A 13,092-nucleotide genomic window follows, 5' to 3' on the forward strand; every position below is an offset into this window, starting at 1 on the left:
AATATAGATGGTAGAATTATGGCATATAACAAAGGTTTAATGTTGGGGATTTATGATATATCGTGGCGCTTTTCGCGAAAGCGTATAAAATTACATTTGGTATTTGGTAATAAGAATTAATGTGGGTTTTGAATGATAGGAAAATATTCAGGATCGTTATGCTTGAAGAATCAGGACTCAAGGTTTTTCTAATTTTTGTCTCGATTCCTGATTCCTTTTGTACTTCTGCATACTTCCTATAAAATTCTACATCGCGATGTTCTTTGAAAGTGGTTTTAAAAAGAATATAACGTAATGAGAAGAGAGAAAGAGGCTGGCAAAACTTATTTTTTTATGTGATACTTTTTCCAATCAAATGATCCTTCGTGTAAAGCGAAAAACCAAGTTGGTAATTCTAGATTAAGATATTTGAAACTTGTTTGAAGAACTGTTGAACTTAATTCTGATTTTTTATTTCCGATTAATTCAAGGTCTTTCTTAGTTTCATAATCATATTGATAAACTTTGATTTCATTATCAAGAACTACTGTATATTCCTCTTCAATATCTCCACCCCACATTACACAATAATAATATAAAAATGGGATATTAAATTTTTCATTCAAAGACTTTAAAAAAGTTAACAGCTTAAGTTGGTTATCAGTCAAATCAAGATTTAAATCCATTTTGACAGAAGATACAGAGTCTATGAAATTCCATTTTTCGGTTGGATATTCTTTGTATTTATTCCAAAAATTATTTGTTTTATAATCTTTGTCATAACCAGTCTTATATAATTTAGGTTTTATTACTAAAAGACCTCCTTCAGGTAGCGTATGTTTTCTGTAGCTGTTTTCGTTTGGTTTATCAGATAGCATAAAACTTCTTGTCCAATCAAATCTGATTCCTTCAAAATTATCAACAAGGAATAGTTCATCAACAAATCCCTCAATAGTTTTTAAATACGCTATTAATTCAGGCGTTGGTTTAGTATATATTTGGTCTGCTTTCCAGCTCATTTATTTTTCTTATTTACATATAGCGATTTGTATATGATGCGTTGTGTATTTTAACTCGGAATTTAGTAAATAAAAGCCAAATAAAAAGTTCACAAGTAGGCAAGTACTAACAATAAATAATACACAATGTTATAGATAGGCCTTACTTTTTTAAATTATTAAATCCAACCATAATATATATATACTAATGCAGTAGTGTCAATAAATCCGTGAACAGCAATATTGAACCATAAATCATTCTTGCGGATATGAAAAATAACAGCCAAAAGCGTACCTGTAATACCTGATAAAATCTGTCCACTTATTCCTTGATATGCATGTACCCAACCAAAAATAAATCCAAATAGTAAAATGTTAATAACAAGGCTAATTTTACTTGATCCAAAAAACTTAATAAATTGTCTCATTAGGTATCCTCTAAATACAATTTCCTCTGCAAATGCAGCTGATGTCCACATAAGAGCTAATAAGCTTAATGCAGCAGGTAGGTTACCTTTATAGGGTTCAAACACAGAAAGGTCAATGGGTTGTCCTGTAAGATAGGTAACACTTGGCAGCATTACATAGCTATAAAATAGGAAGATAGCTATACCTAATAGTGGTGCTACAATGAGTAGACTCTTTATATTTATTTTTTTAGGTTGAAAACCTAAAGAACTAAAAAGTTCTTTTTTGTATTCTATGGCACTTGCTATTAATAGTAATAAAGCTGCTATAATCATTTGAAAATATCCTGATAGGTAAAAAATATAGCAAAGAACTATAGCGATTATTGGAGTCAATTTTGTGGTTAAAAAGTTTTTACTCATTTTTTTATCGTTTTTAATTTTAAGTAAAGAAAGAACGATAAAGCAAGATAAACAGTGATATACTGCTCGTTTTTACTGAATGGTATCAAAATAACTGCTGAATAATCATTAGATTTCTAGATTACCATTAAACCAATTCATAAATTCTTGTTTTTTATATCTACTGATATTTATTTGAAAGGCTTTTTTGTTGGTAATAGTAGATTTAAGTTGCACAGATAATTTCCCATTTTCTATAGACTGAACTTGTTCAATAGAACGGACATGAAGAATAGTTTGTCTATTTGCTCTATAAAAATTTTGTTCAATGATTTTACTTTCGATGTCATTTAAAGTAAAATCTGTAATAATTGTAGTACCATCAGTTTTTACGATATATACTATTTTATTTTCACTATATATAAAGGCAATTTCTACATACTTTACTAAGGTTGTTTTTCCACCTTGTTGCACTTTAAGTACTCCTTTTACTGAGAGAAGTTTGTGAAGTTTATAAATATCAATTGAAAATAAAAGAGTAATTCCGAGAGTACATATTAGTAGGGAGACAGAAAGTCCCGTTAGTAGATGATAAATACTGTACGATTCAATTCCATTAATCAAGCCATTTAAAACATAATATAAAGAGATATATAGTATAGTAATATAACCTAAAGTTGAAAATAGAAAGCGTAATAGTATTTGCGGGTCAATTTTTCTAGTAAAGTACTTGTTTTTAAAATGGTTGAAATTAAATCTAGCGATAAGAATTACTATAATTCCTGCAATTATTGATACAACAATTGGAAATAAAGGGAATTTGTAATTTTTGTTAAATGGAAAATTTTCAGGCTCAAAAAGATGGTTTGATAGAATAGATATTATTATAAGTATAAAGCCATTTCTAATCCAAAAATTTGAAAAACTAATATGTTTTTTAAAAGAATTAATTATTGTTTTCATTGATAATTTTAATCTATCGTCTTGCTTTTTTAAACTTATGTGTAAAGGTTTGTGTAAAATGTATTTTACATAATGTTATGCCTTTTTTTTCTTTATTCTCTCCTGAATATATTTAATAATAACCCATTGTAAAATAACATTTACAATGAATAATACTAATAGTAAAACTGGAAATTCTGTTTGATTAAAATATAGATCAAAATCAATGATCCAAAAAGTCGGAAAACCAAAAACATATCTTACAATTCCGATTAGAATACTAGCTTCTTCTTGATAGTTTCCAGCTCCATCCATAACCATCCCACCAGCAATAAATATTAGAACTATATGTATTAATAATACAATACCAAAGTACTTTATTAATCCTTTAAAGAATTTTTTGTCAAATATCATATTCTATTTTTCCTATTTTCAATAGTTGTGTTTAATTATTACTACATTAATTACACACAATTACTTCATAACACACATAAGCGTTACTTCTTATTATGTATGTTTCCTCACAAAACTACTATAATTTTTAAAAGTGTATTGTTGTAGCAGTTTGTTGATTAATGATTTTTTTTAAAAATATAAGGTTATAGAGAAGATTTGATATTGGGAATTTAAGATGGGTTGTATCGCTTTTTGCGCCTACATGCCGGTAGGCAGGAAAGCGGTTAAAGAAAGAGAGAAGAGAGAAGGAGGCTGGCAAAACTTATTTTATTAATTTCACGCGATGAATTCCAAAGCACTTCCAGAAATCGTTATTCAAGGAGCGAGAACCAACAACTTGAAGGACATTTCGTTGCGTATTCCGCATAACAAATTGATTGTTGTGACTGGAATCTCTGGATCTGGAAAATCGAGTCTTGTTTTTGAAATCATTGCCAAAGAAGGACAACGCAGGTATTTTGAAACCCTGCCATCTTTTGCACGACAGTTTATGGGGAAACTGAATCGCCCTGATGTAGATAGCATTAATGGACTTTCTCCAGTCATTGCCATTGGACAGCGTACTACGGGAATGCATGCACGCGCTACGGTTGGAACGATGTCTGATATTTATGATTTGTTGCGCTTACTGTTTGCAAGGACTGGAACGACCCCTAAAAATATCTCACTTTCTCGCGCTCTTTTTTCATTCAACTCAGACGTTGGGAAGTGTACCCGCTGCCATGGAATTGGTAATGAAGAACAAATAGACTTGAACCGTCTTATTAGTCATCCCGAAAAATCAATTAGAGAAGGAGCATTGGCGCCCACGTTACCCAATGGGTACATTATGTACTCGCAAGTAACGATCGATGTACTCAATCAGGTATGCGAAGCCGAAGGGTTCAATGTGGATATCCCGTGGAATGCATTGACAACTCAACAGCGTGACGTTATTTTACATGGAAGTACTAAGATCAAAGTCCCATTTGGAAAACACAGTTTGGAATCTCGATTGAAGTGGACAGGTATAAAAGCCAAACCAAGAGAAGAAGGACATTACAAAGGTATGATTCCGATAATGTCGGATATTTTGAGAAGAGATCGCAATGCCAATATTCTCAAATATGTACATTCCATTACTTGTCAATCGTGCCATGGCATGCGTTTGAATGACGATGCGTTGAGTGTGACCGTTCACAGAAAATCAATAGCAGACCTCGTAACACTAGAATTAAACGAACTCAAAACGTGGATGCAATCTAATAATTGGTCCGCTGTCGCGAAAGAAATCATCGATAAAATAGAAGCCCAAGTAGTTATATTAGAAGATTTAGGATTAGGGCATTTGACCTTAGATCGTTCTGCGAAATCACTTCGTTCTAGTGAGATTCAACGCATCCGAGTAGCAAATCAACTATTGGTTCCCTTGAGTGATGTACTGTACGTTTTTGATGAACCTTCCATAGGATTACATCGAGAAGAGAATGAACGATTATTGTATCATTTGAAACAACTCGTAGAGAAAGGGAATACTGTTATCGTAGTAGAGCACGATCTGGATACCATCACGAGTGCCGATCATATCATAGAGATTGGTCCAAAAGCAGGCGTTAACGGAGGAAAACTCATTTTTAATGGTCCGTTTTCTGAGTTCTCTCAACAAGAGGCATTAAAAGAAATCAGTCCAACATACAGAGCGATTACAAGTTCAAACGGAAAGACTAGATCATCATCAGTATCAAAAGTAGCAGATAATTCTATTCGTTTTTTTAGCTGTCGCGAAAGAAATCTCAAAAACATTGATGTTCAATTTCAGCTTGGAAAACTCAATGTCGTCAGCGGAAGATCAGGTGTCGGAAAATCAAGTCTAGTCAAAGGGACTTTGCTTAAAGCAGTACAACAACAGTTGGGAATCGAAATAGACGATTCTCCAAAACTGAATAGACATGAAAATCTAGATGCCATTAATAAATTGATCTTTATAGATCATTCCCCTATAGGAAAAACGCCCCGTAGTAATCCAGCTACCTATGTAGGATTGTCTGATCATATTCGTGATCTCTACGCAAGTCTGCCCGAATCAAAAACGCAAGGCTATACCAAATCTCGATTCTCATTTAATAACAAAGGAGGACGATGCGAAACCTGCCAAGGTGCAGGAAAAACCCAAATAGGCATGCACTTTTTGGGCAATGTAGATTTGGTATGCGGTACCTGTAATGGAGATCGATTTAACGAAGAAACGCTTCAGATACGCTATAATGGATTATCCATAGCAGATGTCTATACACTATCCATCAATGAAGCTGTGATCTTTTTTGAAGATCAGAAAAAGGTATTAAAAGGACTCCAAATATTACAAGACATAGGACTCGGATATTTGACGCTTGGACAATCTTCTACCACACTATCGGGAGGGGAAGCGCAACGCATTAAAATTGCCAATCAGTTACAGAAAAAGGATACAGGAGATACTTTATATATCATCATCGAACCAAGTATTGGATTACATCATGATGATATTAAGACGCTCACCCAATTATTTGACAGCATCACCGAGAAAGGCAATACCATTGTGTGTATTGAACAAGATGAAGCTATTATAGGTTGGAGTGATTGGCATATCGAACTCGGTCCCAAAAGTGGGAGAGAAGGAGGTGTGATTCTGTATCAAGGAATTCCTAACGTAGAAAATTCCAAGAAAGGAATCCAAAAAGAAGTGCCAAATACGCTAAGGAATGATGAGATCATTTTAAATGGTGTCACGACCCACGGCCTTAAGAATATAGATGTTCGGATTCCTAAAAATCAGTTGACAGTTGTTACGGGTCTTTCTGGAAGCGGAAAATCATCGTTAGTGTATGACACATTATTTGCAGAATCAAATGCCCGATTTACAGAGTCCTTATCGACGTATAACCGAAGTTTCCTTCAACAAAACAGCGAAGCAGAAATCACTTTTTTCTCAGGGTTAGGACCCACTATTGGGATCAACAGAAAAGGGGGAAGTCCTTCAAAACGATCTACTGTTGGAACACTGTCAGGAGTATATGATGCTTTTAGATTGTTGTATTCAAGAATAGCTCAACACGAAGGCGAACACTATACAGCACAACACTTTTCGTTTAATCATCATCTAGGCGCCTGCCCAATGTGCCAAGGTCTCGGAGTACAACGTACCTGCGATCCAGACGCCATCATCGTTTCACCCGATAGATCCATTTTTGAAGGAGCGATAGCTACAAACAAAGCCATTGGTTATTACGCCGATGTACATGGTCAATTCATGGCAACACTCAAGGAAGTCGCAAAACAAAAGAATTGGGATCTCGAACGTCCATGGCAAGAGCTAGAATCTGAGATAAAAGATGTGATTTTGTATGGAACAAAAGATACGATATGGGATGTGACTTGGGAGTATACCACCAAATCAAGAATAGGAACGCAATCATTGACAGCAAAATGGCTAGGACTCTGTAACTATATCGATGATGAATACCAACGAAAATTACATAACAAGAATATCAAAGTACTGGAAGACATATTACATGATGTAGTATGCTCAACATGCCACGGCAGCAGACTGAAACCAGCATTATTAAACACCACATTTCTAGGAAAGAATATTCATGAACTTTCTCAATTGAGTATAAGTTCTTGTTTAGAGTTACTATCGGAGATCAATACTAAAGTAGATGTAGTTGTTTTAGCTATCAGTAACGTTATTTTACCAGCAGTGACAAAACCGTTGAAGACCATTGCCGATCTTGGATTGGGATATTTGAATTTAGATAGAGCGGTGACTACCCTTTCTGGAGGCGAACGACAGCGAGTGACACTAGCAAGTCAATTGTCTACACAATTGTTTGGTGTTACCTATGTGTTGGATGAACCCACCATAGGATTGGATGAAACACAAGTTGCCGTTTTATCAGGAGTATTAAAAAGAATTGTTGCCAATGGAAATACTGTAGTCGTCGTAGAACACGATCCCTCTTTTATCAAAACTGCCGATTACCTGATTGAAATGGGACCCGCCGCTGGACGTTTAGGTGGTAAAGTGGTTTGTCAAGGGAATTTAAACGCTTTCGCGAAAGCAAAAAATACCGTTACCTACAAGATGCTTCAAGAGCAGAAAGTCGATTCTGTTATGAAACAATCTAGAAAAGTGACTTCATTTGGTGTAAAAGGTGCCTCTGCTAATAACCTGAAGAATATTGATGTCGATTTTTATGCAGGTCAACTCATAGCGGTTACTGGTGTTTCAGGAAGTGGGAAATCAAGTTTGATTAAAGAGGTGTTATATCGTTCTTGGTTTAAAAAACGAGCTGTACATTGTATGGCTGTCTATGGGTTGGATGCTTTTGAAGAAGTATTGCTTATAGATCAAGAGATACAGAAACAAAATAGACTGAGCACACCAGCAACGTATACAGGCATTATCGAACACATAAAAACCTTATTTTCAAAAACAGAGGTTGCTAAGAATGCAGGACTCAAAAGAGCCGATTTCTCTTATCAAAGTAAGAATGGAAAATGCCAAACTTGTGGAGGTTATGGAAAACTGAAAACGAGCATGGATTTTATGAGCGATATCTGGCTTACCTGTGATACCTGTAAAGGCATGCGTTACAATGCTATTGCTCTGGCTTGTACACTGAATGGAAAATCAATTGGTGACATATTACAAATGACTGTAGAAGAAGCAATGGCGTTTTTTGATACGGGAACTATTGTTGAACATTTGGAGATTTTAAGTAGAGTAGGTGTGGGGCATTTACTATTAGGTCAATCAGGAAACACCTTGTCTGGAGGCGAAGCCCAACGTTTGAAACTTGCCACCTCCATGCTACAAAAACGAAAAGGCACGACCTTATATCTCTTTGATGAACCTAGTACGGGACTTCATTATTTTGACATTCTACAACTCATTACCGTTTTTCAATCACTCGTTGATGGTGGGGATACCGTTCTTTTTATTGAACATAATAGTACTTTGATTGCTTCTGCTGATCAAGTAATTATGTTGGGTCCTGGGAGCGGGGAGCATGGGGGAGTTGTTGTGGGATGAGGTGTGTGTTGTGTTGAATTTTGATTTTCTTATTATATCTTAATTATTTTTTATTTCATCATAATATGTGACATTTTTACTGGGTTTAGGATCAATTCCATATTTGTTAGAACCAATCGATCCCTTTGAAAATAGTAGAATTAAATTATACAATGGTATACAGATAAACCAACCTGATTTATTTATATCATGAATCCTTTTAATACCTTGAATAATGATAAATAAAATTAAAAATATAGGTAAGATCAAGGTATAAAAACTATCAAAATACGATACAGTTGTATTAAAAGTTGTATCATACGGTTTTGCAATTTCTTTTTTAGGAATTATATAATATAAATTAATAAGATTAACCGAGATATAAATAATGACACTTAATAATACTCTTAAAAGAAATGCTTTTATAGTAATTCTACCTTTAATATATAAGAAATGAGTTTCTTCATTTTTATTTTTATTTGTTTTGTAATTGTATATATTATTTGTTTTTTGCATTAAATTTTTTCATTAACATTTTAGTGTCACTAAAATCAATATTATCTTCTTTTGCTATTTTTATTGCATTTTCAGCAATTTTCTGCGCTGTTTCATAATTGTTAGTTTTATATAATAGAGCAGCATATGTATCTAAATTATAGTAATTTTTTTCTATTTCAATTGATCTTTGAACTAATGTAATAGCATGATTCAATTCTTCAAGATTATTTGAATTTTCATAAATCCTCCATGCCATTCTATTCAAAAGAAAACCATTACTCCAATTTTCTTTTAATAAGATTCCATTATTTTTTGTAATCTTTTCTTTAAATAGTTTTTCAATTGATTTTTGTTCTTTTACAAATGCTTCAATGTTAATCTCACAGCTATTTAATGTGATTTTTTCTTTAATCAGGGAATCATTATTTTTGTAAGATTCATATTTTATGGGTATTTGATGGATATAAAAGGCATTTTCAAAATTAATAAATTTACTAGCTTGATCACTCACGTATACAAATTCATAACGATTATTTGATTTTATAGATACCGTATCTGTAGAGGTTTTTGTCCAATTCTTATTACCATAATAATCTATAGTGTACTGATAAAAGTTAATATAAAACTTGTTATTATAGGTGTTATTTGTATTTGCTACAGTAACTTTATACCTCAATTCTGTTTGACTAATGAATGTTGTTTTATATTCTATGACTTGATATTTTACCAAAGTATCTTTTGTCTCTTTTGTATAAGAAGTAACCCATTCTATTTTCTCTACAGTTTCATCAGGACAATTACCATTACAAGATTGAAGGGTAGAAACACAGCATAGTATATAAAATAGATTAATTCGCATCTTTAATCTTTTTTCTTGTTTTTTTTTGTAGTTCCCTTAATATGTCATTCTGATTATCGCTTAACTTTTCTTTGTTAGCTTTTCCAAGATCTTCTAAATAAGATTTTAATTGATCTTTCGTGTTTATAGAATCTAATTTTTTTGAATTTAATAACTTGGAAATCTGTTCACTTTTTAATTTTAAAGCATTATATCTTTTGTCAAAATATGATAAATCTATATGTAAATAGTCGCTATCTCTTCGGATGGCATCAAAGATTTTTAGTGATTTATTACTATCTTTAGTACTATTAAATTTTTTGAGATTTGTAGATAAATTCGATAATATAATAATATCATCGTTATTTAAAATATTAAAATTTGACAATGAATTTTGAACCATTTTTTCTTCAAGTATAATTTCCCCTTCTTTAGCTTTAGTAATAGTATTTGTACTATTTTCTGGATTTTCCTTATCAAAAATGAGATTATCATTAAAAAAAAATATTCCCAATGATAATAAGGGGAGAAGGCATATTATAGATAATAATTTAATTTTTTTATTAAAACGCTTTTTGGCTCGTTTATACTTTTTGGAAATTTTTTGTTTTTTGTATTTTAAATTGAATATTTTTACTTCATAAGCATTTATAATACTATCACTACCACTTTCACTTTTAACTTCAGGTTTTGCTTCTATTTTTACTGATTCATACTTGATCAATTTGTCATCTGTATTTTCAAAAAAAGTAAATTTATCACCCCATTTTTTATGAGTTCTTATTAAGTGCTCTTTGTCATTTGAAAAATATAATCTTGAAGTATTTTTTATTTCATTGTCAAATTTTACAGAACTTAAAATTATGTTATCTACTAAAAATGCTTTTAAATTTACCTGGTTTTTGGCTATATTAATACGTTGTGTAGTTTTTATTTTATCAAAATAATTTTGAGTTACAAATGCTTTCCAAATTTTGAAGACATCCTCTCTAAAATTACTTTTATTAAATTTTCGTTTGTTTAAACTTAATTTTGAAAACTCTTCTTTTAATGATTTTAATAATTTATTATTTGTTTCAGATATTTTTAAGTTTGAGGTAGATAAAAAAGCAACTCCATAAATACTTCCCGATATTCTAGTCCCATCAACTGCTTGTGCCAATGAATATAATTTTAATAGGGAGTATTTTTGTTTGTCATCTGCAAAATTATATTTTGCTAATATTTCTTTATTTGATGGATCATCAATTGTAAAAACCCCTGATTCTAATAGGTGTAGACTATTAAAAATAGGATTAGATTCAGTTACAATGCCATTAACATCAAATACTTCAATTGTAAAATCTTGAGATTTGCCAAAAAACACTAAATAATTTTTCATATTATCCAAATAATTTTTGAAGCCAAGTTTTTTTATCTAACTCTTTACCTGTACATATTTGATATAATTTTTTCCAATACCTAGCTGGATAATCTCTATTAATACGTACAATTTCTTGAATTTTTAAACCATTAATCTCACTCTCTAATAATTTACCTATAGAGTATTCTCCCCATACTACATTTTTATTTTTAACATAATTATAAATAGAGGGTCTTTTCTCTGCGATATAATCTTCAACTTTTTCATTTTCATTTGGGTTATTGTCCCATTGAGATACAATAACAAAAAACTTAGAACTCTTTAATAAATGAGGTTGATTCATCTCAATATAATTCAAAAAATCATAATGTAGTGTATCTTCCCTATCATGAGCAGATTGTAACGTTTCATTATCCAATAATGCAGGTCTGTAAGGTGTTATTAAGGTGAAAATAACAGGTGAGTTATCTATTTTTAAACCATTGAATACAGCACTAATCTTTTCAGTGAAATTTAAACCTTCACTTAATTTTATTTTTTTAATATCTTCTCCTGCCAAATCTAAAAATGCAAGATTTAAATTTGGAATATTGTTTTTTGATGGTTCTAAATTAATGCCTATTAGATCTAAAGTATTCTTTGCAGTAGCTTCATATAATTTACCCTCATTGAAGTATTTTATCATTTCATCAACTGCTATTCTACCTTTATCAAACGGAAAATTATCCTCGAGATTTGTTTTAAATAAAGTATCTTCTCCTTTTCTCGAATAGTACATAAGAGAAGATAAAAGCAATGATTTTCCTGCTTGAGGAAACCCTATTGGTATAATTAATATTCGATTTTCTTTTTTAAAATTTGTAAAAACTCTTGCTATACTTTGTATATCTAAATCTGCAAGAAATTCTCTTTTTTCTGTAGAATCATTATTATCATTTTCCAGATTACTATCTTCAATATTTAATTTAAAATCGCTCATTAGTTTTTTTTTAAAATTTTTGAGGTTGTTTTTTGCCAGTTATTTTATTCCATAAGAAGAAGGGATTACCCTCATTTTCTTCGCCGTTCTTTACTCTGATCATTAAATAAATGAATAATGGAATTAAGAGATCTAGAAATAGACAAAGAATTATAATTCCCCAAGTATCAATTTTCCCAATTCTTTCTTTTATAGATGATATCGTGTGTTCAAATTTTCCAATATTTCTTGATTTTGCTTCATTGAGTTTTGCATAAATCTCTTCATCGTGTGCATTGTTTATTTTATCTGATGCGTTATCAACTTCTGAAATTAAATCACTTAGTGTTTTAATTTGTAAATGGGTTTCTATAGAGTCTAATTTGATTTCTGAATTATCGTTCTTTATTTCTTTTAATTTAGGAGTATATAATATTTGAATTTCATTTAAATCTTTAATCCCTTCATATAAAGTAATTGCATTTTCATTTTTGCCATCAGCAGTATTTTTAGTATCAAAAGCAGTTAAAGCTTCATTAATTTGTTTTTCTAAAAAAATGTAAATTTTTTCCCTATCCTCGTCTGTATTTCCTACTTTGAAACTTGGTGAGATTATGTTTTTATCTGTTGGATTTGTAATATTTTTATTAATCAAATCATTAAACTGTTTTAAATAAGATTTTGCTTGAATTCCAAATCCATTTTGATATTTAATTTCATCTAATATTTTAGTCTTAAGTAATTTTAGATTTACATAATCCTTTACTAATTCTTGATTTTCATATTTTGAAAGTTGATTCGCATAAGATTGTAACGTGTCATTTAGTTTAGTTGCCTCTTCTTTCACAAGCTGTCGAGCTAGATATGATGGATAGAAATAATTTAAATTAAAAATGAAAAGAAATAGAGCACCTATAACGTAGAAATAGAATGCAGATTTATTTCCATTTATTGCTATATTATATGAGATCAAAATGACAAGTAGAATTATACTAGCAATAGCAATACTACCATATTCAGAATCAAAAACATTCATTTTCTTTAAGCCTAGATGACTATGCCAAAATCCAACTGCAAATGTTATTAAACTTAATAACCATGCAGCCAACTTAACAATTGGAGATATTTTTGTTTTTTTGCTCATTATTCTATTTTTAGTTATTTAATTTAGCATTGAACAACTATTCACTCAATTATTTTATCTTATATATAAATTCAA

Annotated in this window: 10 protein-coding genes; 1 reads left to right on the plus strand and 9 read right to left on the minus strand. The window is 31.1% G+C overall.

Annotation, left to right across the window (positions count from 1 at the left end):
* Positions 1–323 precede the first annotated feature (323 nt).
* From ABJD27_RS05255 to ABJD27_RS05270, 4 genes are all read right to left on the minus strand, one after another.
* Positions 324–998 (minus strand): hypothetical protein, encoded by a 675-nt coding sequence (locus ABJD27_RS05255; RefSeq protein ID WP_348167222.1) that lies wholly within the window; start codon positions 996–998, stop codon positions 324–326.
* Between the two features lie 158 nt (positions 999–1,156).
* Positions 1,157–1,807 (minus strand): CPBP family intramembrane glutamic endopeptidase, encoded by a 651-nt coding sequence (locus ABJD27_RS05260; protein WP_348167219.1) that lies wholly within the window; start codon positions 1,805–1,807, stop codon positions 1,157–1,159.
* 108 nt (positions 1,808–1,915) lie between these two features.
* On the minus strand, positions 1,916–2,749 hold the full coding sequence (locus ABJD27_RS05265; RefSeq protein WP_348167216.1) for a LytTR family DNA-binding domain-containing protein: 834 nt from the start codon (positions 2,747–2,749) through the stop codon (positions 1,916–1,918).
* A gap of 75 nt (positions 2,750–2,824) precedes the next feature.
* Positions 2,825–3,142, minus strand: coding sequence for a hypothetical protein (locus ABJD27_RS05270; protein WP_348167213.1), 318 nt, complete (start codon positions 3,140–3,142; stop codon positions 2,825–2,827).
* Positions 3,143–3,467: 325 nt separating this feature from the next.
* Between ABJD27_RS05270 and ABJD27_RS05275 the strand changes: the two genes are divergently transcribed.
* Positions 3,468–8,237 (plus strand): ATP-binding cassette domain-containing protein, encoded by a 4,770-nt coding sequence (locus ABJD27_RS05275; RefSeq protein ID WP_348167210.1) that lies wholly within the window; start codon positions 3,468–3,470, stop codon positions 8,235–8,237.
* A 39-nt stretch (positions 8,238–8,276) separates the two neighbouring features.
* Here ABJD27_RS05275 and ABJD27_RS05280 read toward each other — a convergent pair whose 3' ends face one another.
* The 5 genes from ABJD27_RS05280 to ABJD27_RS05300 are packed head-to-tail and all read right to left on the minus strand — an operon-like array spanning position 8,277 to position 13,017.
* Entirely contained in the window at positions 8,277–8,732 is a 456-nt protein-coding gene (locus tag ABJD27_RS05280; protein ID WP_348167207.1) for a DUF805 domain-containing protein, read from the minus strand.
* Complete coding sequence (locus ABJD27_RS05285) at positions 8,716–9,573, minus strand: hypothetical protein (protein WP_348167204.1); 858 nt, start codon at positions 9,571–9,573, stop codon at positions 8,716–8,718. The genes ABJD27_RS05280 and ABJD27_RS05285 overlap by 17 nt, the downstream gene beginning before the upstream one ends.
* A complete protein-coding gene (locus tag ABJD27_RS05290) occupies positions 9,563–10,933 on the minus strand; it encodes a hypothetical protein (RefSeq protein ID WP_348167201.1) in 1,371 nt (456 codons plus the stop codon). The genes ABJD27_RS05285 and ABJD27_RS05290 overlap by 11 nt, the downstream gene beginning before the upstream one ends.
* A gap of 1 nt (position 10,934) precedes the next feature.
* Positions 10,935–11,894: a hypothetical protein gene (locus tag ABJD27_RS05295; RefSeq protein WP_348167198.1), complete on the minus strand. Its 960-nt coding sequence runs from the start codon at positions 11,892–11,894 to the stop codon at positions 10,935–10,937.
* 10 nt (positions 11,895–11,904) lie between these two features.
* Complete coding sequence (locus tag ABJD27_RS05300; protein ID WP_348167195.1) at positions 11,905–13,017, minus strand: hypothetical protein; 1,113 nt, start codon at positions 13,015–13,017, stop codon at positions 11,905–11,907.
* Positions 13,018–13,092 lie beyond the last annotated feature (75 nt).

Source organism: Dokdonia sp., from assembly GCF_039945015.1.
In the GTDB taxonomy this organism is placed as follows: Bacteria; Bacteroidota; Bacteroidia; order Flavobacteriales; family Flavobacteriaceae; genus Dokdonia.

Coding starts and splice junctions, on each gene's coding strand:
- ABJD27_RS05255 (WP_348167222.1), bottom strand. CDS start 998: ATGAGCTGGAAAGCAGACCAAATATATACTAAACCAACGCCTGAATTA.
- ABJD27_RS05260 (WP_348167219.1), bottom strand. CDS start 1,807: ATGAGTAAAAACTTTTTAACCACAAAATTGACTCCAATAATCGCTATA.
- ABJD27_RS05265 (WP_348167216.1), bottom strand. CDS start 2,749: ATGAAAACAATAATTAATTCTTTTAAAAAACATATTAGTTTTTCAAAT.
- ABJD27_RS05270 (WP_348167213.1), bottom strand. CDS start 3,142: ATGATATTTGACAAAAAATTCTTTAAAGGATTAATAAAGTACTTTGGT.
- ABJD27_RS05275 (WP_348167210.1), top strand. CDS start 3,468: ATGAATTCCAAAGCACTTCCAGAAATCGTTATTCAAGGAGCGAGAACC.
- ABJD27_RS05280 (WP_348167207.1), bottom strand. CDS start 8,732: ATGCAAAAAACAAATAATATATACAATTACAAAACAAATAAAAATAAA.
- ABJD27_RS05285 (WP_348167204.1), bottom strand. CDS start 9,573: ATGCGAATTAATCTATTTTATATACTATGCTGTGTTTCTACCCTTCAA.
- ABJD27_RS05290 (WP_348167201.1), bottom strand. CDS start 10,933: ATGAAAAATTATTTAGTGTTTTTTGGCAAATCTCAAGATTTTACAATT.
- ABJD27_RS05295 (WP_348167198.1), bottom strand. CDS start 11,894: ATGAGCGATTTTAAATTAAATATTGAAGATAGTAATCTGGAAAATGAT.
- ABJD27_RS05300 (WP_348167195.1), bottom strand. CDS start 13,017: ATGAGCAAAAAAACAAAAATATCTCCAATTGTTAAGTTGGCTGCATGG.